At 43.7% G+C, this 22,193-nt stretch carries 20 protein-coding genes, 1 tRNA gene and 1 pseudogene; 5 read left to right on the top strand and 17 right to left on the bottom strand.

What is annotated here, in order from left to right; genetic code table 11:
* Positions 1–404, top strand: a pseudogene (locus tag ACE1OE_RS22560) (diaminopimelate decarboxylase family protein); the annotation flags it as partial.
* Between the two features lie 351 nt (positions 405–755).
* Here the strand turns inward: ACE1OE_RS22560 and ACE1OE_RS22565 are convergent.
* Positions 756–2,324: a phospholipase effector Tle1 domain-containing protein gene (locus ACE1OE_RS22565; protein WP_449212332.1), complete on the bottom strand. Its 1,569-nt coding sequence runs from the start codon at positions 2,322–2,324 to the stop codon at positions 756–758.
* 470 nt (positions 2,325–2,794) lie between these two features.
* Between ACE1OE_RS22565 and ACE1OE_RS22570 the strand changes: the two genes are divergently transcribed.
* On the top strand, positions 2,795–3,241 hold the full coding sequence (locus ACE1OE_RS22570) for a hypothetical protein (protein WP_449212333.1): 447 nt from the start codon (positions 2,795–2,797) through the stop codon (positions 3,239–3,241).
* 3 nt (positions 3,242–3,244) lie between these two features.
* Positions 3,245–3,787: a hypothetical protein gene (locus tag ACE1OE_RS22575; protein ID WP_449212334.1), complete on the top strand. Its 543-nt coding sequence runs from the start codon at positions 3,245–3,247 to the stop codon at positions 3,785–3,787.
* 631 nt (positions 3,788–4,418) lie between these two features.
* Here ACE1OE_RS22575 and ACE1OE_RS22580 read toward each other — a convergent pair.
* On the bottom strand, positions 4,419–5,708 hold the full coding sequence (locus ACE1OE_RS22580; protein ID WP_449212335.1) for a phosphoenolpyruvate-utilizing N-terminal domain-containing protein: 1,290 nt from the start codon (positions 5,706–5,708) through the stop codon (positions 4,419–4,421).
* A gap of 193 nt (positions 5,709–5,901) precedes the next feature.
* On the opposite strand from ACE1OE_RS22580, the gene ACE1OE_RS22585 reads away from it, so the two are divergent.
* Positions 5,902–6,507 carry a GntR family transcriptional regulator gene (locus ACE1OE_RS22585; RefSeq protein ID WP_102471447.1) on the top strand — a complete coding sequence of 202 codons (606 nt, stop codon included), beginning with the start codon at positions 5,902–5,904 and terminating at the stop codon, positions 6,505–6,507.
* A 78-nt stretch (positions 6,508–6,585) separates the two neighbouring features.
* Here the strand turns inward: ACE1OE_RS22585 and ACE1OE_RS22590 are convergent, their stop codons facing one another.
* The 12 genes from ACE1OE_RS22590 to ACE1OE_RS22645 form a co-directional block, all read right to left on the bottom strand.
* Positions 6,586–6,846: an HPr family phosphocarrier protein gene (locus tag ACE1OE_RS22590; protein WP_102471446.1), complete on the bottom strand. Its 261-nt coding sequence runs from the start codon at positions 6,844–6,846 to the stop codon at positions 6,586–6,588.
* Entirely contained in the window at positions 6,836–7,297 is a 462-nt protein-coding gene (locus ACE1OE_RS22595) for a PTS sugar transporter subunit IIA (protein WP_449212336.1), read from the bottom strand. Before ACE1OE_RS22595 ends, ACE1OE_RS22590 begins: the two co-directional genes overlap by 11 nt.
* Positions 7,298–7,813, bottom strand: coding sequence for a YjbQ family protein (locus ACE1OE_RS22600; RefSeq protein WP_372060898.1), 516 nt, complete (start codon positions 7,811–7,813; stop codon positions 7,298–7,300). It lies immediately after the preceding gene.
* Positions 7,810–8,499: a triose-phosphate isomerase gene (locus ACE1OE_RS22605; protein WP_449212337.1), complete on the bottom strand. Its 690-nt coding sequence runs from the start codon at positions 8,497–8,499 to the stop codon at positions 7,810–7,812. Before ACE1OE_RS22605 ends, ACE1OE_RS22600 begins: the two co-directional genes overlap by 4 nt.
* Positions 8,492–9,328, bottom strand: coding sequence for a class II fructose-bisphosphate aldolase (locus ACE1OE_RS22610; protein WP_372060895.1), 837 nt, complete (start codon positions 9,326–9,328; stop codon positions 8,492–8,494). The genes ACE1OE_RS22605 and ACE1OE_RS22610 overlap by 8 nt, the downstream gene beginning before the upstream one ends.
* Positions 9,329–9,332: 4 nt before the next feature.
* Positions 9,333–9,620, bottom strand: a complete 288-nt coding sequence (locus ACE1OE_RS22615; protein WP_449212338.1) for a PTS sugar transporter subunit IIB — start codon at positions 9,618–9,620, stop codon at positions 9,333–9,335.
* Positions 9,617–10,975, bottom strand: coding sequence for a PTS galactitol transporter subunit IIC (locus ACE1OE_RS22620; RefSeq protein WP_372060894.1), 1,359 nt, complete (start codon positions 10,973–10,975; stop codon positions 9,617–9,619). Before ACE1OE_RS22620 ends, ACE1OE_RS22615 begins: the two co-directional genes overlap by 4 nt.
* Before the next feature lie 822 nt (positions 10,976–11,797).
* Positions 11,798–12,925 (bottom strand): HNH endonuclease, encoded by a 1,128-nt coding sequence (locus ACE1OE_RS22625; protein ID WP_449212339.1) that lies wholly within the window; start codon positions 12,923–12,925, stop codon positions 11,798–11,800.
* Complete coding sequence (locus tag ACE1OE_RS22630) at positions 12,915–13,541, bottom strand: class I SAM-dependent methyltransferase (RefSeq protein WP_449212340.1); 627 nt, start codon at positions 13,539–13,541, stop codon at positions 12,915–12,917. Before ACE1OE_RS22630 ends, ACE1OE_RS22625 begins: the two co-directional genes overlap by 11 nt.
* A gap of 507 nt (positions 13,542–14,048) precedes the next feature.
* Positions 14,049–14,136 (bottom strand) — tRNA-Ser (locus ACE1OE_RS22635).
* 139 nt (positions 14,137–14,275) lie between these two features.
* On the bottom strand, positions 14,276–14,725 hold the full coding sequence (locus tag ACE1OE_RS22640; RefSeq protein WP_449212341.1) for an L-alanine exporter AlaE: 450 nt from the start codon (positions 14,723–14,725) through the stop codon (positions 14,276–14,278).
* Positions 14,726–15,149: 424 nt separating this feature from the next.
* A complete protein-coding gene (locus ACE1OE_RS22645; protein ID WP_449212342.1) occupies positions 15,150–17,366 on the bottom strand; it encodes an ATP-binding protein in 2,217 nt (738 codons plus the stop codon).
* A gap of 196 nt (positions 17,367–17,562) precedes the next feature.
* On the opposite strand from ACE1OE_RS22645, the gene ACE1OE_RS22650 reads away from it, so the two are divergent.
* Positions 17,563–18,132, top strand: a complete 570-nt coding sequence (locus ACE1OE_RS22650; RefSeq protein ID WP_449212343.1) for a UPF0149 family protein — start codon at positions 17,563–17,565, stop codon at positions 18,130–18,132.
* Between the two features lie 226 nt (positions 18,133–18,358).
* Here the strand turns inward: ACE1OE_RS22650 and ACE1OE_RS22655 are convergent, their stop codons facing one another.
* From ACE1OE_RS22655 to nadA, 3 genes are all read right to left on the bottom strand, one after another.
* On the bottom strand, positions 18,359–19,660 hold the full coding sequence (locus ACE1OE_RS22655; protein ID WP_449212344.1) for a BamA/TamA family outer membrane protein: 1,302 nt from the start codon (positions 19,658–19,660) through the stop codon (positions 18,359–18,361).
* Positions 19,661–19,901: 241 nt separating this feature from the next.
* Positions 19,902–20,936 (bottom strand): potassium channel family protein, encoded by a 1,035-nt coding sequence (locus ACE1OE_RS22660; protein WP_449212345.1) that lies wholly within the window; start codon positions 20,934–20,936, stop codon positions 19,902–19,904.
* 102 nt (positions 20,937–21,038) lie between these two features.
* The gene (gene nadA, locus ACE1OE_RS22665) at positions 21,039–22,100 is read right to left on the bottom strand and encodes a quinolinate synthase NadA (RefSeq protein ID WP_449212346.1); all 1,062 of its coding nucleotides are present in this window, start codon (positions 22,098–22,100) and stop codon (positions 21,039–21,041) included.
* Between the last annotated feature and the right edge of the window lie 93 nt (positions 22,101–22,193).

Raw genomic sequence — 22,193 nt, forward strand, 5'->3', positions numbered from 1 at the left:
TTTTTGCTCGTACTACTGAGGTATCTGGCCCAATCTGTATCCCATCAATCTGGGAAAGTGGCGCGGTTATGCCGAAGCTGGTACCAAACGATGTATTGGCCATCATGGATGTGGGTCACTACGCTGAGTCTCAAGCAAGCCAGTTTAACTCACTACCACGCCCAGCAACCGTATTGGTTAAAGATGGCGAAGCTGAGCTAATCAAACGCGCTGAAACGGTTGAAGATGTATTTGCTACACAAATTCTTCCAGAGCGTTTCAAAAAAGCAAAAGCGGAAATTGAAAAGAAAACAGCAAAGCCAGCTGCAAAAAAAGCAGCCACTAAGCGCCGTGTTGCAAAGACACCGAGCTACGTGAAAGCAGCAAAGTCTGTGAAAGTTAAAGCAACAAAAGCGACGAAGTAAGTCAGTCAGCAACCGTTGCTAATATGAGTAATCAAAGCGCCCATTGGGCGCTTTTTTGCGTTTAGGCTTCTATTCTGAATTAGTTAGTCATAAGTGAGGGAGGTATAGTCATATTGAAATTTAAGGATAAAAAGTGCCAACCGAATGCGGCTCTCCCCATACAGAAAAAACAGTAGGCATAGAAGTGAAGCGATAGAATGTAACATCGCAGATACGAAACAACATAACGGTTAACGATATGCTCGCTTCCATGAACTGGCTAATGTGTAAATGCAACATTGGTTAGCGGCTGCCGCTCAAAACAATAAGAAAATAGTATTAGTAGTGAGCTACCTGTCAATAAATTAACCACTAACACCGTTCAATAAGCACCCTTAAACTTCCGCTATTATTACCATACTTAATACTCAAATCATTGGCAAAGAGCTTGAGCTCTCCAGTGGCTGTGACTTGATAATCGCCATTCTGCCCGACAGCCTTCGCGTTAGCCTCTTCACTCCCAACTGCGGCACACAAAGTAAACCAATCCGCTTCTGGTACGCGTCGTAATTTCTTCAACATACGAATTGGCAATTCCGCTATCCCTAACCGAACAACATCACAGTTCCAGCCATCACCATCACACGAGATATCGGCACCATCGTGCCATTGATCGCCTTCTACTACAGTTATTTGATAACGCTCACCTTGTTCAACCAGTATTCCAGTAAAGTTATAGTATTGCTCTGCCGCCACAACTCGTGTCACCGTTTCACCTTTGTCGAGCACAGTCCAGTTAACTGAAGAGGCATCAATATGAGTCGTCAAGTTAGGACATTCTATCGGGGTGTTAACAAAGTCATACCAGATATTGTGAGGTGTATTCAACAGCGATTTCGAGCGATAATTATCATCACGATGCACGCGCTCGGCGACCGAATTGTGGATTAGCGGCCGTAAGCTAGGGTTTATATCATCACCTTGAATCACACAACACTGGCGGTCATGCAAGGTAAGGTTATCGATTATTGGCCACCTTTTCTGTCGATGGTTTTTACCCATTGGATTGGGGTTGCGCTGGAGATCATCAACGCCAATCATTCCCTTTATAGACTCTGGGCATGCTGCATCGATAGACGCTTGACTGGGTAAGATAAAACGGAGCGATGGACAGGTGTTGTCACGACTCATATGCTCGAGCCATTTTATCGCGTGACTCAGTGCGATATCCGATAGTCCATCACGATAATAGCCACCTCCCACATCCGAATGGGCACCAAGAAACCAAATCTCATGCACACGTCTCGCCTCATGATTCATTAGAGTAGGCTGAAAAGCTTTACGTTTCTCATCCAAACTCACCAGATGAACCGCCTGTTTTACCGTAGGGGCTAATGTGCAGCCATGCTCAAACACCACATCATAAGCTGGCCTTTTTCTCGTGTTTAAGTCTGGTAAGCCAATACTCGCAACTGTGTCAAACACACACAGAAAAACGAATGGCGTCGTGTGTTCCCCCTGAGATGAATGTTCCTTACCGATAATATTCACAAAACGGCGTGCTAATGCTGCTCCCCGAGAAAAGCCAATAACCAATATTTCATCACCTAGCTGATAGTGTGCATTAAAGTCTACTTTTGCTTTATTGAGAATAGCGGCTACATTATATCTCTCAGGCGCTAACCCTTGATTAATTACCCGATTAAGCCACCCTCCATACGTACCAACACCTTGGTAGTAAAAGCAGTTGTTAATGGTATTTTGTTGCGACTTGCCATATTGTTCGCCCTCTAGAAATAGGTTCCCTCCCATCATTAAGTGCAGTTTTAATACATTGCTTATATTGTTATCTTCTTGTTTAACTAAACCTTCAACCTTTTGTTTAGCGTCCGCAGGTTCATTTCCAGTTCCATCAAAGCTAAATACGTGAAATGCTGTCATAACCACCTCTGTAAAAAATATACTTTTAGTAACAGTAGGCATATATGTTCAACGTAGTAATACCAGCAGTCAAAAATGTTAGCTAGGTAACAATATCTAAGGTTATAAACAAGCAATATCATTAATTACCACTTATTTATTCTTTGTAAGTCAAAACCGAAGTTCCACCAATATTCATGCACATTATCAATCACTAAATCATTTGAAATGGTAATCGATTCATCAAAAATTAGTTATATAGACAAGCATCTCAAAAAGACAAATATTATCATCAGGTAAACCCCTACTAGTTTACAGTTCCGTACCCAAATATGACAGTTGTTAACCTAAGAAAATCAAGACTAAGGTCACAGTAGAACTAGGGTGATTTTGCCAACACCTATATGATGAACTAGTGTAGATATATTTAAGCAAGAAGAAAAATGACTTTTTGTAATATATACAAATAATTACGAAGACAAGGAGATGTAATGAAATACGTACTGCTCTTCACCCTGTTAGTTATGCCTTTTTGTAGTTGGTCTAACGATACTATCACACTGAAGATTTTAGATAGTTTTGACCAAAAGCACTTCACTCAAGCAGATGGTGTCACTAGTGTAAAAACAGATAATAGCATAATAAAAGTATGGGCTTGGGTTAAATTTAGCTCTGATACACCACTAATCAAAGAGCAGAAGTATTACTTTGAGTGGGAGTATGACAACGGTAACGGTACCGTAAAGTTAGAGAACCACACAAATAATGCCGACGTTTACACCCGTCAAAGGCGAGAAGATAGAATTGAGGATTACACTTGGCTAGTTAAAAGGATTTGGCCCGTCAACAAAGGAAAATACATCTTCAAGGTTAAGGTTATAGAGCCCAGTTCAAATAAACTAGTAACTTTAAAATCCTCAACAGTACATGTGGAGTAGAAAATGAAGAACCTAAGAATTTCATTTTGCATTCTGATGTTTTCATTCAGCAGTCATGCTAGTCAGAATGAAAGCCAACTTTTGCTAGATGAGCTTGATCAAACTCAAATTAAGCTAGAGCGTGACATTCAGTCTCTTGATTCAAATTTAAAGGGTCTTGAGAGTCGCGTAATTCGATTTAATAAAGATATCATGCAGATCAATAGCATAAAAGAAGGGGTAAACGAGAAGTACAAGGAAATTTCCTCTATCGAGGCTAAGTATCAAAACATTTTTGAACAAATTAGTGAACAAAAGTCTCAGAATAGCCGTCTGAATGAAAAAATAAACAGTTTAGAAAAAGAGATTATTCGTATTCAGGGTGAAATAGGCTCTTCTGAACAGCTTATTGCTTGGATTACAGTCATAGTCTCCATCATTATCGTTTTGATCGGACTGTTTTTCTCTAAGTTGTTTTTAAATTTGTATACTAATTATCATGTTGTCTGTTCTCATTTACCAAAAGATGTACTAGATAAAGCTGAAGGCCGTTTTTCAAAAGAGTAAACAACATTTGTCTCGGCACGAGCGTGTAAAGGCTAAGAGTGAATATTGAGACTTAACGAAGTAGTAAGTTGGTATCAAACCAGTCAGTACCTTGACGCCAATGCATGTTACGAAACGACATTTAAAATGAGATCGCACCCGTTATAAACAAAGATATCACCTATACCCTCCGCTTTGGGTGTGAGGATCAGCCAAATAATATCCCAACGATGGAAGGTAACAACCGGGGGGGTTTGATGTGCTTATCCGCCATTACAACCCGAGTGAATCCGTGAGTAAAGGCGAGAAAAGCTATAACCCTGTCACCATGGTTAAGAAAGTAGGCTAACTTTCGCTAAGGAACAAACAAGCGTAATAAAAATGCTGTGACACCGATTAGACAGACACTTGTATGGTAGCGTGGCTTTTTAAAGCGAATACAAGCAAGGCAGAATCAAGAGCAACCACTAGATGTTGAACCCATTCATCAATCAGAGAGCCATTACACTTAGGCTTTAATCAAAAAAAAGCTCCATCTTACGATGGAACCTAGTGAGTCATGGCCATGGAGGGTGATCAAAATAAGTGTTTAGCCTATGACCTTAAGGCCATTCACTCATCGGCTACCGTCGACAATCTGATCGCCTCAACATTAATCACTCACGATGGATTCAAGAAAGCGATTACGTCTAAATATGTCTCTCGCATCCGCTTCATTAGTTACGGCTAAATACGCTACCGTAAGCGCCTCCATTTCAGCGTAGGATAAGTAACGAATCACCGACTTAAAGCGAGCCCCACTCGATTCATTGATATAAAACCCTCGAATCCCCATACCTACGGCAAGTACAATTAACCGCTTATCTACGTGGCTCGTTATTTTAGCGCTTACCGATTTTCCGCTCTTAATCATCGACTGGACGCATTGATAGAATGTTTGTAGGGATGAAAACTCCCAGTCAAGTAGCTTGTCCATTCCCTCGAGTACGACAAAGTCGACAGTGGAGAGAACAGACGGATCAAATGGCAATGTTTTTGCGTTAACTTGCACACCAACCGATAAATCCTCGGCTCTATTAAAGGTATCCAAATCGCTACAACGTAGGGGTGAAATCGACTTAACTTGTTCGAGATTAAGTATCCCCCTTACCTGACGAACATTAGTTTGGGATTTCAAAAGCGAGGCGGCAACTCTCAATTCTTCAGCAATCTCCATTGGCTCTAACTCTGCTTCGCGGTAATCGATATCGAGACGAATGGCCTTCATATCAATATTATCAAGCGCGCTCAGAGCCTGTTTATCATTAAGGTTAAGTTTCGAACTGCTGATGAGTATGTTCGCAGGAACCATAGATCTTTGCTTGTTTTCCAGTGAAAAGACCAAATCGATTTCAATGTTATCCGTCGTTCGAGCATCTAGGCCGCGGTAGTATTCTGCCAATATCGTACTGTTGTTGACTCGTTCTAGTAATTGGGTGACGTCTAGTGTTGAGCTATCCCCAGCGTCACTATTACTGTCTCGGTGTTGTGGGCTGAACTCAGAGCCAAGCAACCTCTTGAGCAGGTCTTTCCTCATACTTTCGAATCGCAACGCCTCGTTTGAATAATCGGCGACGTTGAGCTGCTGTATAACATCAACGAAGGAATGTACGAGTTCATCTACAATGGTGTCAGCACTGTAAACATTGCGTCTGATATTCTCCTTAATAGCCGCTTGATTCTCGGGTTTTAAAAGCGCTGTAGCGTGTCGCTCAAACATTTTAGCTAACTCAGGTTTTGCCTCATACTGAGCCTCACTTCCAAGCAATCCCATTTTCTGAAATAGTGTTCCCATGGCGACGTCATATTTATCAATTTCATCTTTGTAATGGGATTTGATGTGCGTACTTGTGTGCTTCTTGATTGCTTTCGCCAACGCGATGGGGGTAACTATTACGTTCATTGGTTGATCTCCCTGATGAGCCACCTTAATGATGTATCTGTACAATTATTCAGTTACTCGATAATCCGTTCGAGATATAATGTTGAAAGGACATAACTCATTGTTACTGGCATCACGCCCACTCAAGATACACGAACTTATTAATGGTTAATCTTGTGTTATAAAGGTCCTAATTAGAATTTTGGGGTGTTACATGAAAGCAAGCCAACGTGCTTATGAATCCATACTTAATATGATTCAAACGAATGAAATCAAAGATGCTGTCGTCGAAAACGACCTTACTGAGTTATTGGACACCAGTCGCACTCCTGTAAGGGAAGCCATAGCACGATTAATTGTTGAAGGCTGGGTAGAAGTCCTAGAAAACGGCGGTAAGGTTGTTTGTAAAATAACCGTTGATCAAGCACGTGAAATATTTCAAGTCCGCATGAGCCTCGAGTCATTGTTACTAGAACTCGCTTGGTCTGAAATTGATCGAGAAAAAATCGCTCAGATAAAAGAGCAGTGCGAGCACGTTGCCTCAAACGGTGATTATGAGCACATGCCTCAAATAATGAATGACTTCTATCAAGAGCTAAATTCGAAATCAAATAACAAACTCCTAGCTGAACACATTAACGTCTTACATAACAAAGCCAATCTCATTAAAGTTGAGCTTATTGACCAGGTTAAGAAAAAATCAGTCGAAGAAGTGATCGCCCTTCTCGAGGATATTTGCAACGAAGACCAAGAAAAAGCAGCTCACCACCTAAAATTCCATTTGGCAGCATGTTACTACCGACTATTTGGCGAGCTATAAGCGTGAGTCCATACCTGTAATCTGTAATCTGTAATCAATAGTGCACAATCTCCATAACGGGAGGTTGTGCACTCATACTTACTTAAAGTTGCTACTAATCGACTTCACAATTTCACTTACGGCGACATCTTCATCTGCCCCGTCGGCCCAAATTGTTACTTTCCCTCCCCCTTTTACACCCAGCTTCATCAACGCCATAATTGACTTCGCGTTCGCCTTTTTGTTGTCATATTCAAGGAAAACATCGGCATCGAATTTTTTTGCAGACTTAACCAATAGCGACGCTGGTCTCGCATGCAAACCGGCGACATCTTTCACGATAACTTCGTCAGTCTTCATACACTAACCCCTCAGACAGTACCTGATACATCTCATCAACGCCTGTACTTCTTGTTAACGCCTCTAACGCCTCTCGTGATTGCGCATAACCCATGATGGTTTGTAGTGTCTCTATCTGTGCATCATTCGAAGACATCGCGAGCATAAATACGACACTCACCAGGCACACCTCATCTTCTGACCCCATCATTACAAATTCAACGGGGTGAGATAAAACCGCCACCGCAATGGCATCCGTAATCGTGTGTTCACGGTCGGTATGAGGGATAGCTAACCCTCCTAGCCCTGTCGGAAAAATACCTTCTCTAGCGACAATGGCATCCGAGAACGACGCTTTTACGTATCCATGCTCAGTAAGAACGTTGGCTAATTGTCGAAGTGCTTCTTCACTGGTTGAGGCATTTAAAGAAGACACCAACAATTCCTTTTTAAACAAGTTGTTATTGTTCATCTATTGCCCCATCACCATGACATCAAATTTCCGGGTCCGCTCTCTGTTTTGATCGAAGTCGACAAAATAAACGTACCCGACACTCCCTAGATTCAGCTCATTCCCTTTTAAGATGAATGTCTTACTAGGCCCAAAAAAACTTGCTCGTATATGCGCATCACCGTTTAAAATCGTGCCTGGATCCGCAGGATAGTTCGGATCATCAAGCGACATTAAGAAATCTAAGTGCTTGTCTCCAGGGTAACGATAATTTGTGTTCTCTGTTAATTCTCGAGGCACCACCTTGTCGAGGATCTTGTTCAGATCTACCTGCAAAAATTCGTCTCCGTTAAAGTCGGTATCATGGACATATTCTTCGAATATCACAGAGCAGGTGGTGTGCGCCGTTTGAATAACACAAATGCCATCAGCGATGCCGCTTTCTCGAACAATGCTTTTCACTTCATTCGTGACATTGTGATAAGAAACCCGACCCACAACGGTGTCTAAAGAAACGGTTCTATTGTAGAAATTCATGAGACTAAACTCCTTCCTTTGGCCACAGCTTCGATCATCGAAACCATCGTCTGCATTGGATCTTCGGAAGCAAAAATACCACTTGTTGCGCCAGTACCATGTGCTCCGTTTTTGATGACATATTCCACATCTTGCGGTGAAGATATCCCTGCGGCTTGCAGCCCCAGTGTTTTGGGTGATATCTCTGCGATCGCCGCCTGAGTGGAAAGAATGTACTCTTTGCTCGCCGTTTGTCCCGTTCCAATAAGCTCAGTCGGCTCACACACCATGATATCTGGGTGAAGCATCGCGATTGCTTGTGCATCTTCTAGCGAGTCGGCACAAACTATAGAGAACAGTCCTAATTCCTTAGTACGCTTTATGGTTGCGACAAGCTCAGCAAGCGTTAAAGGCCTTTCTGCATGATTCAAAAAGACAGCGCCAACGCCGGCATCGAGTAAAGCATTAGGAAGTATGTGTCCCATCCCTCGACCAACCGCGATAGGATCCATATGTTGAGCGGTGACAATAAGACGGGACGTATTTTCTTTGATCATTCGCAAGTCAACATGTTGAGCTGTAAAGAAAATATCCAGATCGTATTGAATCGCAAGTTCGTCGGCCTTCTTCGCCATAGTAAGAAGTTTGTCACCGTATAAATACGATTTAGGGTTTACCGTAAAAAATGGTGCTCTTATTTCAGTCATGTGTCTTTGTCCCATATACCGAGTAATAGTGAGAGAGTGTTTCTCCAACACGCTCGTTAATCGCTCTCTTCATCGACAGATAATCGGGGTAATGTTCTTCATTGGCGGCATTTTGCGCCGCGATGACAAAGTCGGTAAAAATATTGATTTTCGATATACCAAGAGACGCGCAAGTAGAAAGGTTTTCATCACCTGTTGAAGAGCCACCATGCAGCACGAGAGGAATACCGACCGAACCTCGTATTTCCTTTAATCGTTCGAAACTTATTTTTGGTGTACCCGAATAGGTGCCATGAGCGGTCCCAATAGAAATCGCTAACGAATCAGCACCAGTGAGATCAGCGAAACTCACCGCTTCTCGAACATCGGTGTAAACTGAGTCGTTGTGTTCATGATCTTCAAAGTTCTCTCCCGCGCCCACATGGCCAATTTCTGCCTCTACGGGTACGTTGTGCTGATGCGCGTATTCCACGACTTGCTTTGTCAGCGCCACATTACGGTCAAATTTCTCATCGGATGCGTCGACCATGACGGATGTGAATCCGCATTCGATGGCCTTTTTTATCACATCAAAGTTCATTCCATGATCGAGGTGAAGTGCTATATCGACGCTTGCTTTTGATGCAAGGAATGTTGCGATATTCGCGGCTTCTTCTAATGAGAGGAGGTCCATGTGACACTCAGCAAAAGAAAGAATTAACGGCATCTGTTTCTGTTCAGCAATTTCTACAAATGTTTTGGCCATTTCATAGTCAATGAAGTTTGTGGAGGGGACGGCATAGCCCCCTTCACGTGCATCCATCAACATTTTGTTTGTTGATACAAGCATGGTTTTAACTCCTTATCATCTGTTCCAGTTTGCCGTAAAACTCTTCAACACCCATACCTTGCAATAAAGGTAAGCTCATCAAACACCGATCACTGAAGCGGTCGGGTACCGCGGTCGTACTGATGATGATGTCAAATTCTTCAAGTCTGCCGATTTCATCTGCAATTTTGCCCTGATACATATTGACCTGATTAGAAAGATTATTGTCCGACAGCCATTCTTTTACGGTTGTCGTCACTAGAGTTGAAGTCGCGATTCCGGTACCGCACATAACCATTAAATTCTTACTCATGCTTTACTCTCCTTAACAGACGGCGTCTTTCCAGACTTTCCTTTAACTTTATTTACATAAAACAGACCGGCTAAACACACACCACCAATCGCGATGATGCCAGTCCAATTTAGGAGCTTAGTGACTAATACATAGAGGCCAGTAGTCCATAAACCGCCTTCAGCTAATGCTGTTATGGTCGTATTGCCTTGTAGGTCAAAATTCGATGCGATGGCGGCCTCTGTCACCAATGGGGCAACCCAAGTGGTGATGCACAGAATCGTCGCCATATAGAATGTGCCTGCGATAATGGTTCTAATAATATTGCCATTGAAAACAGCGGCCATCAGACATACGACAAAGGGGATGGTTGCCAAATCACCAAACGGTAATGTGTTGTTGAAAGGCAGAACAACCGCAAGTGCAATGGTGATTGGAACCAAGATAAGTGACGATGACAACACCGCTGGGTCACCAACACTCAAGGCTGCATCCATTCCGATATAAAGCTCTCTATCTGGGAATTTTTTCTTAATGAATGCATTGGCTGCTTGAGAAATAGGGGTTAACCCTTCCATCAATAGCGCCACCATTCTTGGCATCAGCATCATTACCGCACCCGTCGTCACGCTCAACTGAAGCAATTCTTTTATTTCATATTGTGCCAACAGACCAATTCCAAGACCGATTAATACGCCCATGACCGTACTGTCGCCAAAAATACCGAGTTTTTCTTGAATCGTTTCAGGGTCTCCTTTCCAATCTTTAACCACTGGAATTCGGTCAAAGAGCCAATTAAATGGCAGCGCAAATATATACCCAGGAATAGCGGTACCATGAGGAAAGGTAATATTTGGAAACTTATAGTAGCGATTAATCGTGCCACCGAGTATGTCACCAAACAGAAGTATCATTAATACATAGGAAACGGTTGCCGCAATACTAATAGCAAAGTCACCAGTAATGATATAAACCAAGGAGGAAATAAACGCGGCATGCCATATATTCCATAAGTCGACGTTCATCGTTCTCGTTAAACCAAAGAAGATGAGTACGATGTTTATTCCAATGGCGATGGGGATTGATAAGCCCCCGAGAGCAGTACCATAACTAATGGCAGCTGCAGCAGGCCAGCCTACATCGATGATGTTCAAGTTGAGGCCTAAATGCTCAACCATTTGCTGAGCGGCAGGGCCTAAACTGCTTCCTAATAGTCCGATAACCAAATTCAGACCAATAAAACCGATACCCACGGTTAAGCCTGATTTTATGGCCTTTGATATAGGCGTACCAAGGGCTACGGCAAAGACAAATATAAGTATGGGTAGAACAACAATGGATCCTAAGTCCAAAAAACTTTGTATGAGATCTAGCATAAGATAACGTCCTGATGTTAGTTAATCGTAATCATGCTAAACAACTGTCCCTCTATGTTTTTGCGTTGTATACATGATGTATACATAGTATGACCATCATAAATCCAATGTGGTGATTTACGTCACATTGGATTTATTTCGCAAGGGATAATAAATAACAACTTTGAAGTTAAACAGCTTTAATCTAATTAAAACGAATACCGACAAAATAAAAATACGCTATTTAATTACAACACTAAACAACACGCACTATATCAACCTCGGTCTCTTTATAAGATAATAATATAACTATCAGTTTGGTAATTACTGTTCATCATAGGGGCAAGTAACCTCAACGGCCGTAGCTTGTAACTTGTAGCTTGTAAATTTTGTTAGCTTGCAGTTTCTGGTTATTTAACGTGAAGCGGGGTTTAAGAATAAGTGAGCAAGCCGCCAACGATTTTAGATTCACACATGACAGTGTTTATTTTGGTAACCACCATAAAGTGGTTCAGTTTGTGACGCATCTTATTACTACGGTGTTGCTTAACGTATAAGGCGCATTGTCTGTGTAGTAAAGAGGCCTATCAAGGCGTAGCGAGTATCGTAGAGCGTGGGTGGAAACAAAAATACATGTTCTGATGCGAGTTTGTAGAATTGATACCTGCGCCTACGTCATCATGAACCGTTGCTCTACACAATTATAAACAAGAAGCGTTATATTCATCGTTATTAGGATTAGTTAGTCGTTACGGGGCCAAGGACACAAATGACCCCGATTATACCGCGTTGGTAAAATGAGCAGCTGACGAGTTGGGCAGTGAGGCTTTGACCTTTATCGAGTCAAAAACCTTTAAATAACAAGCCGCGATGGTGTTCTAAATAACGCTTATGCTGGCTAACAATCGGAAATGACATGCTGTCATGAAGACCAATAACTTCAGGTTTTTCAAGATACTTAGAGATCATCACTTTACCTTGATTATCAAACGAAATGAAACCTAGGTCGAACGCCTTATCCAAATTCGCTAGTAACAGCAATCCATTGTATTTATCCAAACGTTCTTCATTATTGGAATCACGCCAAGGTTTTATATGTGAAGCTAGTAGAAGCTGAGTATTTTTGTAACCTGTTAATGCGCAGCCACCCCACATCTGAATCAACTGAGCCCTAAAGTTTCCTTGACCGACCCTTGTATTTACAAGTATTGTCTTTTCAGTTTCAGTGAGCTTCTTATCGGACATCACCTGTCGTATATCCGCATTGACATCAACCTGCGCTAAGTCAGCCAGAAAATTATTGTAGTGAACCAGCGCAGCGCTATACATGCCTTTACCTTTACTATCGCGCTGCTTAAAAATATCAAGCATTCGAGCTCTTTCTTCCAATCGTACGAACTCTCTATAAGATCTCACCTCGGTTAGAGGCTCGCGAATCTCATTTGCATCCATTAACCAGTTTGAAATTGACCCACGTACCGCCCCTAAATAATTACTCGCGGTCTTTTCCGATTTACCGAGATCCAGTAACCATTGATAGTAAAGCGACGCTATGTTGGACAAATTACTAACCAAAGCATCTTTTATCTCATTTGACACGATATAACTTTTCATAAAATCAAAAAGCTCATCGTCAAGGTAAGCATAAGAAACCGCTTTTGAGGAGTAACGCTTGGTGCTTTGTTCCGTAAACCCCTCATTATATTTAAGGTGCCAAAAGCCTTCACTTCTAAGGTGAAAATATGGGTTTTCAGGGGTGTTTTTATCGTTGCCTTGGGCAAGGTTATTAAAATGGTGAGTAAATTGATCTTTGAGGGCTTGGTTAAATAGGATTTGATTGGTCGTAATACTACCCACATGAATGAGGTCTATCACCGCCAGTAGCATGCATACTTTATGAGGGCTCTTTTTACCACCAGCGCTGTTCATATTAAGGTTTCTAAACTTTTCCAAATACAATTCAAGCGCCATGCTTTTTCCCTTTATCAGCAGCGATAACCTTTTGCATGACCACAGTTCGCCAAACTATGTCCTGCCGGAGCTGTAAGTCATCTCCCTCAAATTCGTCTACCATCGCAAGATCAGCGTTATCAGCCAACGCCTTTAATTCCGTCACTGATACTGGAAAAGATTCTCGATCATCATTGAAACCACCATAGCGTAACGAGATAACCAAAATACCTTTGCTTTCGAGAAGACTTGCTAGGCTTTGGATTGCTTGTTGCCTATGTTTAATAGGAAGGTGCATCCACACCGCAGACAATAAAATCACATCAAACTTCTGTGCCAGCTTCGAAACCTTATCAACGCATGGTAGCTCATCATTCAGCCACAGGACTTCCCTTCCGGTTAGCCTCTCTCCTATTTCACGTAGGCTGTTGCAAGGCTCACAAGCAATGACCTGACATCCTCGATCATTCAGCCAGTGCGAATCACGCCCCGAACCCGCACCGACATCGAGCACTCTGTCTCCAGTGTTAGGCCAGTACTTACACCACACATGATGTACCGATGTTGCTGACAAGCGGTTATATTGTTCAGCAAGTCTCTTTGCATTTTGTTCGTAAAAATAGGATGTTATCGACATAACCTAAGCCTGCTATATAATCCACACCATAGTATAAGGCTTAGTTTCATAAGGCTAGAAAGTGCTTGGATAGTATTAGGTGTTTTGATGTTAATCACAGTTTTTTGAATCAAAATTGTAGCTAAATAGCATTATTTTTATTGCGTGCTTGAGAACATGTATCAAAGAAAAGCAGCCAAAGCCACACCCAATACTAGTGCTGAAAAATTTGCCATTACCTATTGGGCCGCATAGAGCCGATAACTTATTGCCGCGTTTGAGCGAGTCACGCGCTTTGGAAGATCCTCATGTTCATGAGGATGACGATATGGTGGGTGTTGACAATACTAGTGAGCCCTGCGGTGCAATAAGTGTTGTGTTTATCGTGGATACGGTGCGAGTGTAGTAAGTACTTGGGGATTGTAGCTGTAGACTCTGTAGACTCTGTAGACTCTGTAGACTCTGTAGACAAGATTATCCGCTACTTGAAACGAGAAAGCCCCAGCATTTCTGCTGGGGCTTTGAATGTGGCGGTGAGTGAGAGATTCGAACTCTCGGTACGTTGCCGTACACACACTTTCCAGGCGTGCTCCTTCAGCCACTCGGACAACTCACCGTTTTGTTGTCAGCCTTGCGTGCTGACGAGGCGCTAATTTAATGATTATCCGTGTATTGGTCAACCCTAAACTTGGAAAAAAGCGCTCTTTTTTAATTGTTTGCTTACTTTATGATTAATTCGATCAAATGTTCGTCGATTAGATGCTTTGATGGTAACCGGGAACTCGGAACCAGCGGCGGCAAGAATCTAAGAAGTAGCCATAAAGTACACCCATCCCACACGATACAACGGCATTACTCGACACGGCGGTGATGATTTGGTCCGTCGACGCGCCAACCGTGAGCAAGATAGCGGCATACACGGGTGATTGAAAGGCAACGTAGGCAATAAGGTCGGCGACCGCTTTCATAAAGCCTGAACCAGACACTTTCGCACCTTGCTTTAATGCCCAATCACGAAAAATTCCGTAAGGCATGGCAATAGCAATGTTAACTGGAATAGACAGTAGACGTGAGGCAAGTGACTGCTCAAAGGTCATACCGGACACCAGCACTTCGATCAACATGCCAGAAACAAAACAAAATACTACCATCGCGAACGTATCTGCTGCTGCGTTGCGAATGCAAAAAGGGGCTTTAGGTTTCACCGCTCAATTCCTACAGAATAAAAAACTAATGTAATAGATAAATATCAAACCAATAAACCAGACTAAACAAAACATCCAGTTATGTGCGCTATTAAATCACCATATTAGTAGTTTTACATTCCGTATTTTTGCTGAGCAGGTAAATTAATCACCATTTTTCAGTACTAAGTTAGAGATAATCACTAGATTCCGTAATATTCCTACATTACTTGCAAATACCGCCCGCATTCAGTGAGTTATCGACTTGAATAAGTAATTTAATGACGAGGTAGGGATAGCTGGTTCAGTCCAAGCCTGAGGGATGAGACGGAGGCGATAGCGGAGCGTACGAGTGAATGAAAAGACGCGCTGCCTACCTTCAGAACAAAGGTAGACAAGATGGGTACATTAATGGATGAAAGTTGTTGTTTTGGGCAACAACATATTAGGTGTTGCTCGAGGCTTTAACGGGCAATGCACCTTGGAACTGAAACAGCTTCTTGGCATGCTGGTACAAGGCGTCATCAAGGACGAGCTCATCAATCGGCTTAGCGATGATAACGTCTGCCCCTGCCCCTAACATGCGCTCTCGAGTCTCTTTAAACACGTCGGCGGTACAACCGAATATCAGCGTGTCTTTTTCGCTACTCTCCATGGCTCGAATACCAGCGATAGCATCAACGCCGTCCATGACTGGCATGTGATTATCCATGAGCACGAGGTCATATCGCTGCTCGGTAATGGCCGAAAGGGCCAATTCACCATTAACGACGCTGAACGTGCTAAACCCTTTCCTGCGCATGAAAGCCTCAATAATGATGGTATTCGTGCGGTTGTCTTCCACGATAAGGACCTTCAATCCGCTGTAATCCATTTTGCGTTCAACGTGGATAGCATCACTTTGAGGTTCGCAACAGTCAAGTTGTAAAGAGATATCAAACCGAGAGCCCTGCCCTTCTTCGCTCTTAAGGACAATGTCACCATCCATACCCAGCACAATCTCACGAACAATGGCGAGTCCCAGACCAGTGCCTCCAAATCGGCGAGTGGTACTGGATTCAGCTTGCTCAAAGGGTTTGAATATCCGTTGTTGTGCTTGGGGAGAGATACCAATGCCGGTATCCACTACCGTGATCTTCAAGATGTTTTTATTTTGCTGCGGCTCTTGCTGCAATTGTTCAGAAAAATAGACGTCGACCTTCCCTTCAGGGGTGAACTTGATGGCGTTGTTGAGCAAATTAAACAAGACTTGGCGCAGGCGAGCCTTGTCACCCTCATACCAACGGGACTCGTCTACATCGGAATGGACATTAAAGGTCAGCCCTTTCTCGTTACACAGCGTATGGTAGACGCTGTGTATGCTACCGATGATGGAGCTTAACGGGAAAGGAATACGTTCTAGCTCTAGATGGCCTTGCTCAATCTTCGAATAATCTAGGATTTCATTAAGCAGCACCATCATATGGTCGCCAGAGTCGTAGAGTGTTTTTAGATGCTTGCGCTGCTCTATTGATAACTCAGATTTAAGCAACAGCTGCGCGGTGCCTAACACGCCATTCATTGGTGTACGAATCTCATGAGAAAGCGTGGCAAGAAAAGCGGTTTTCGCTTGTGTCGACGCTTGGGCCTTAATCCGTTCTTGTTCCAGGTACACCGTTTTTTGGTTTAACGAATCAATAAGGTAACGAATCTCATCGGGGCTTTCGTAGCGCATATCAATGTTGCCGCCCTGACGAGAAGCATCGGCTTTCTTTGCGATGATAGTGATCGGCTTGATCAAATACTGATTGATCAAGTAATACCCAAACATCACACACGCAAGCAAGACGGGCAGAATGCCTAATTCAACACTCATAACGATATCAAAAACCTGATCGGCAACGAGGTGACGAGCATTGACGACTTCTAGATGCCAATCAAAGTCACCGAAGGTGCGCTTGCTGGTATAGATCTCTCGACTGACACGAAAATTGTATTCGGTGATGACTTGTTTGTTGGCGTCTCTGACGACTATCCCTAAGTCACGCTCTTGCGCCTTGCGTTTTACAAAGCGAATGAGGTTATCTAAGGACAAGTCAACGGTTGCAACACCAGCAAACTTATCATCGATGTAATAAGGCGATGAAGCGGTGATCATTTGTACGTGGGTATAAGGGTCGATATACACTTCGGACCAAGCAATTGTATTAGCCGGTTGTCCTATGACCGATGTGTACCAAGGCTCAACATTGTAGCCGTCGGCCTCTGGGTTATTCCACAGGTTTATTTTATCCACCTCCCCTTGTGCGGTTCGGTTATAAAATAGGCTTGATAGCCTCACATGGTCGTCAATAGAATACGGTTCTGGCCACAGTCCGCCACTCACCACAATGCCATCGTTCAGTTTAAAGATTTGACGTAACGCGACATCGAGTGAATGTGTATCTTCAATTGCCTGCCCAATACCGACAATACTTTTCAGTACGCCAGCTGAGCTATGTAAAGGCGCCGAAATTTCAGCGGCTAAAAACTCATTTTTGATATCTAGGTTTTCTTCGAGCTTTTCTCTTACTGGCGATTCCACCGCCCAATAAGCAATACTGCCAAACACAGCAAGAAAGATCGCAAGGTAGATCGTCAACGCAACGATACTTTTTTTCTTTAAAGACTTTCGAATCAACATAGCGTGAGAAGCAATCCTTTCTTCTATTAATATCTAGAGAGTATCAGGTATCTAGAGGGTATCAGGCATCTAGAGGGAATCCGGTATCTAATAGGCATCGAGCGATTTATTAATAGATAGTTCGACGAAGCGATAGATCTACTCAGCGATAGCTTGATACTATTGGCTATCATTTGCGTCTTAACGGTAAATCATTTTGGAATTAAAAGACATACTTTCCCTTCCTGAACTTGACGGAAAACTCTTGAACGAAGCGCAAACTCAAGGTTTTATTAGTTCAATGGCTTCAGCTCCTCATACGCTACCACCAGAAGAGTGGTTACCTTTCCTATGGGGAGGCAACGAGGTGGCACCGTTTACGTCCGGTGAGCAGCTTGAAACTTATGCTCACGCGGTCATCGAGCTATGGAATCAATACCGTCCGGCACTGTTAGACGGTGAATGGCAGTGGCCTGAAGCATGCCAGCTCGATGAAGAAGAGATCGTGACGCAACAGACCAAAGATTTCTGCGAAGGCGTTCTCCAAGGCTGGCAGCTCGCTCGTGACGATTGGGAAGTGCTGATGCCAGAAGACAGTGAAGATAATGCGCTGCTTGGGGGTGTTTTGCTGTCTCTAAGTATGTTGTTTGACCCTGAAACGTCGATTGCGACACTTCAGGCGCAAGGCATTGAAGGGTTGGAGCAGTTCGAAGAGATATACAACGCAATGCCTGTCATGCTTTGTGGCATTACACAAAAAGGCGCGATGTTAGCTGAGCAACAATAGCGGCCTAGCGGCGCTTGACTCGCTTTAATAGCTTTAATGGCTTTAATGTCGTTAATAGCTGCCTAAGCATTAAAAAGTCATCGTCGTGACGTACGAAAAAGCCTCGGCAATTCTCCGAGGCTTTTTTACAGGCGTTGTCACCAGATCAGTCTTTGCTTTAACCACTAAAAAGCTCTGAGCGCACTCAGCACGGCCGGTACGTTTCATCAACCTTTCGCGGATAGCGTTAGAAGGCTTCGGTAAAGTTAAAGTAAAACGCCGAACCGTGTTTTCCCATACCTAAGTCAAGTCGTATGTTCATTCTAGGCTGCAGTTCGTATCGGTAACCCACCCCGTAAGACAAAATGGCATGGCCTGATAAATCCTCAACGGCCTCACCCACCGCACCAACACCCGTCCACACCGTCATGCCATGGGCAGACAGCGCACCATTATTACGACGGAAGGTATGACGATATTCTGCCGTCACCTCGGCTGTGGTTCGGTCACGATATTGCCCTTGATAGTAACCTCGCATCGAGTTAGCACCACCCAACTCTGGCATATCATAATAGGGAACATCCCCAAACGCCTGTTGATACTGGCTGAGAACCGCAATCACTCGCCCCTCTTCAATACTGTAGTAATGACGAAAGTCGACGTTCAGCTTTTGGTACTCAGCTTGGCTGCCTAACGCTTCGCTAAATGCTAATGCCTCAGCTCGAAATAGTGAGCCACTCCACGCATTCACCACGACATCGCGGCTATCGTATTGCAGTGTCGCGCCTAAGCCCCAAGTAAATGGCTTGTCTTTAAATTCATTGTAATTACTGTCTAGAATGGCGGAGTCTGGATCCGTTGTCGGCTTAAAATAGTTCACACGGACTGATGGACCAACAAACCAATTGTCGACCATTCTAAAGATCAACGCGCCATCGTAGTTATTAACCGTGGCTTTATATTGAGTGGTTTCTCCAAACTCAAAATCTTGCGCGTCATCGTAACCCACACCCCAATAGTGTTTGCCTTGAGATCCGGCTTCCCATGCACCACGAAACTGGATATCGTTATTGTTCCAAAATAAATTGTGATTGGCTCGTAGCCCATAACCCGTTTCAGAGTCCACGTAGTTCCCAATAAGGAACATTGATAAGCCGGAACGTTGCAAATCTTCTTGGTCACGATCGGTTTTAAAGGAATACAGTCCACCTACCGCCACCACGAGACCTTGTTCGGGTGTATAAGCCGGACCGCCAAGAAAGCTAAACATCGGCATACCATTAATTTCTTGGTAGTTCCGTTTGCCATACTTTAGGTCGGTAATGGTGTCTGCGTAGCGATCGCTATCGGGTTCTTTTTTTAAACGATCGACCGCCGTGTCATAAGATTGAACCACTTCTTGAGCTTTATTCACATCCGACTCAAACTCGATGGCGTCTTTGTCCACCTCAAGTTGTGCATAAGACGGGATCACGAATGCATCACCAGCCTGAGCAGCGAAGGCAGTCGTGAGCAAAGATAAACAAAACGTAAGTGAAAGTGCGCGCATAACCTAAAGCATTCCTAGACTCAATGAATGAACGTTCATTCATTAGAAAAACGCGCGCATAATAAACAGAATATCTTATTGTATCAAGCTATATTTTGAGCCTAAATATTACTTACCGCTATCGGTCCGGAACCAACGCCAATGCAGGCGTCGCGGTCGGTGGCTAAATGAGCATCTAAGCAAGCATCTAAGCAAGCATCTAGGCAAGCATCTAGGCAAGCATCTAGGCAAGCATCTAGGGCTACTGGATGGCATGCCAAGAAAAGCTATCAATACGCTCATCGGCAATATAAAACAGCTTACAACCCGCTTGAATCGGCTGTTCTAAATCCGGATTCAATGTAATGCCTGTGCCTGAATCAATCGCAATGAGCGTGGCTTGATAGTCTTTTTTCATCCAGTGGAATAAAGTATCAACCGTTGTCTCCGTGGCATCATTCGGATAACGGGTTGAATATTGCGTCATACCTCGCGTAGAGCTTAATAGCTCTTGGTGCAAAGCACTTGATCCAGGATCAACAGCCGCTTTAGCAAGCATCTCAGCCCCCACGGCTGGGATACATTCTGAGTTAGGACAATGTTGGCTCAATAACTCACTCAGTGCTTCATCTTTGAAATAGACCAGCAGATGAGCGGTCGGATTTCGGTTCGCGCAATACAATGCGGCGGATAAGGTGATGTCATCTTCTGGATTATCAATCAAGATACAGCTGGCTTGTTCGATGTTCGTTTTTTCCATTTCCCTTCCGTCGGTGTAGCTGTTCACTTTGACGAAATCAATTTCTCCAGGTAATGGGTTTTCAATATCAGAACGGCTGCATAATACGATTGGCCGACGCCCGGTTTCTTCATGTTGCAGCATTCGAATTAAATGCATGGTTCTTTGGCCATTCCAGCCTAATATCAAAATGTGTTGGTCCACTTTTACTGTCCTTCTGCCTAACTGTCCTGAACGCCAATAATCTAACCCTAATGCCGCCAACCTTCCGAGAAGTGCAGCAAAAAGGCTCAAGCCTCCCGGTATAACAAAGAGTACCGTCACCCACCGTCCAGCCTCGGTCGTCGGTGACAGATCGCCATAACCAACCGTGGATGCCGTGACAATCATAAAATAGATAAACTGAGAAAAAGGAACGGTAAGATCCGCTTCTCCACTGCCCCAAAGCAGTATCCAAGATAAGGCAACATAAAGACCAAGTATGAGCGCAAGGCTTTTTAACCTGAGCTCGAACAAGTGAGAATGAAACCACTTTCTTAGCTGTAACCAAATGACCACAACATTCCTTTCTATTCGTGGGTATTGCTATTAAGCATATATGAAAAAACCAGCCAAAAGGCTGGTTTTTAATAAAATTATCGATTCTAGGTGATTAGCGCGCTACGCGTTGCCTTTCACTTGAATCTGCAGCTGCTCAGCAAAATCTAGCATGCGGTTCAACGGTATCAGTGACTTCACTCGAACGGCTTCGTCAACGAAGACTTCATGTTCTTTTCCGCCATCAACCAAAGCGCTCTCAATCGCTTTCAAACCATTCATCGCCATCCAAGGACAGTGCGCGCAGCTACGACAAGTCGCGCCAGCGCCCGCAGTCGGTGCTTCGATAAGTTCTTTCTCTGGAACCAATTGCTGCATCTTAAAGAAGATGCCTTTATCGGTGGCCACAATAAGCTGTTTATTCGGCAGTGCTTTTGCTGATTTAATCAACTGGCTCGTCGAGCCCACACAATCTGCTAACTCAACCACACTGGCTGGCGACTCTGGGTGCACAAGAATTGCCGCATCAGGGTATACCGACTTCATGTCTTTCAGCGCTTTTGCAGAAAACTCGTCATGGACGATACATTCGCCCTGCCAAAGCAGCATATCTGCACCGGTTTGATTCGCGATATACGAGCCAAGGTGACGATCTGGACCCCAGATGATCGGCTTGTCTTCCGCATCTAGATGCTCAACGATCTCGAGTGCGATACTCGAGGTCACCACCCAATCGGCGCGCGCTTTAACTGCCGCTGACGTGTTGGCGTAAACCACTACCGTATGGTCAGGGTGAGCGTCACAAAATTCTGAGAACTTGTCTTCAGGACAGCCTAAGTCTAGTGAGCATTCCGCCTCAAGCGTTGGCATCAAGATACGTTTTTCGGGGGTTAGGATCTTTGCAGATTCTCCCATAAAACGCACACCAGCAATAATAAGGGTTGATGCAGAGTGACGGTTACCAAACTTGGCCATCTCAAGCGAATCACCAACAAAACCACCGGTTTCTTCGGCTAATGCTTGAATTTCAGGATCGGTATAATAGTGGGCAATAAGCACAGCGTCTTTTTCTATCAACAATGCTTTGATTACTGATATGTGCTGCTGCTTCTCCTGGTCCGTTAATAGAACGGGCTTAGGAGGGAATGGGTATATTGTATCAATCGAATCTAAGATGTGGCTCATAGCGGGCTCTATGCTACTTCCAAATAATCCGAGTATTGTACACGGAACTGAGCCCAAGGACAAAATTAAGGCATGCTTATCTATTGATTCGCC

This window comes from Vibrio sp. E150_011 (assembly GCF_053544015.1).

Excerpts from the sequence above, each read along its gene's own strand:
- ACE1OE_RS22565 (WP_449212332.1), bottom strand. The coding sequence starts at position 2,324 with ATGACAGCATTTCACGTATTTAGCTTTGATGGAACTGGAAATGAACCT.
- ACE1OE_RS22570 (WP_449212333.1), top strand. The coding sequence starts at position 2,795 with ATGAAATACGTACTGCTCTTCACCCTGTTAGTTATGCCTTTTTGTAGT.
- ACE1OE_RS22575 (WP_449212334.1), top strand. The coding sequence starts at position 3,245 with ATGAAGAACCTAAGAATTTCATTTTGCATTCTGATGTTTTCATTCAGC.
- ACE1OE_RS22580 (WP_449212335.1), bottom strand. The coding sequence starts at position 5,708 with ATGAACGTAATAGTTACCCCCATCGCGTTGGCGAAAGCAATCAAGAAG.
- ACE1OE_RS22585 (WP_102471447.1), top strand. The coding sequence starts at position 5,902 with ATGAAAGCAAGCCAACGTGCTTATGAATCCATACTTAATATGATTCAA.
- ACE1OE_RS22590 (WP_102471446.1), bottom strand. The coding sequence starts at position 6,846 with ATGAAGACTGACGAAGTTATCGTGAAAGATGTCGCCGGTTTGCATGCG.
- ACE1OE_RS22595 (WP_449212336.1), bottom strand. The coding sequence starts at position 7,297 with ATGAACAATAACAACTTGTTTAAAAAGGAATTGTTGGTGTCTTCTTTA.
- ACE1OE_RS22600 (WP_372060898.1), bottom strand. The coding sequence starts at position 7,813 with ATGAATTTCTACAATAGAACCGTTTCTTTAGACACCGTTGTGGGTCGG.
- ACE1OE_RS22605 (WP_449212337.1), bottom strand. The coding sequence starts at position 8,499 with ATGACTGAAATAAGAGCACCATTTTTTACGGTAAACCCTAAATCGTAT.
- ACE1OE_RS22610 (WP_372060895.1), bottom strand. The coding sequence starts at position 9,328 with ATGCTTGTATCAACAAACAAAATGTTGATGGATGCACGTGAAGGGGGC.
- ACE1OE_RS22615 (WP_449212338.1), bottom strand. The coding sequence starts at position 9,620 with ATGAGTAAGAATTTAATGGTTATGTGCGGTACCGGAATCGCGACTTCA.
- ACE1OE_RS22620 (WP_372060894.1), bottom strand. The coding sequence starts at position 10,975 with ATGCTAGATCTCATACAAAGTTTTTTGGACTTAGGATCCATTGTTGTT.
- ACE1OE_RS22625 (WP_449212339.1), bottom strand. The coding sequence starts at position 12,925 with ATGGCGCTTGAATTGTATTTGGAAAAGTTTAGAAACCTTAATATGAAC.
- ACE1OE_RS22630 (WP_449212340.1), bottom strand. The coding sequence starts at position 13,541 with ATGTCGATAACATCCTATTTTTACGAACAAAATGCAAAGAGACTTGCT.
- ACE1OE_RS22645 (WP_449212342.1), bottom strand. The coding sequence starts at position 17,366 with ATGTTGATTCGAAAGTCTTTAAAGAAAAAAAGTATCGTTGCGTTGACG.
- ACE1OE_RS22655 (WP_449212344.1), bottom strand. The coding sequence starts at position 19,660 with ATGCGCGCACTTTCACTTACGTTTTGTTTATCTTTGCTCACGACTGCC.
- nadA (WP_449212346.1), bottom strand. The coding sequence starts at position 22,100 with ATGAGCCACATCTTAGATTCGATTGATACAATATACCCATTCCCTCCT.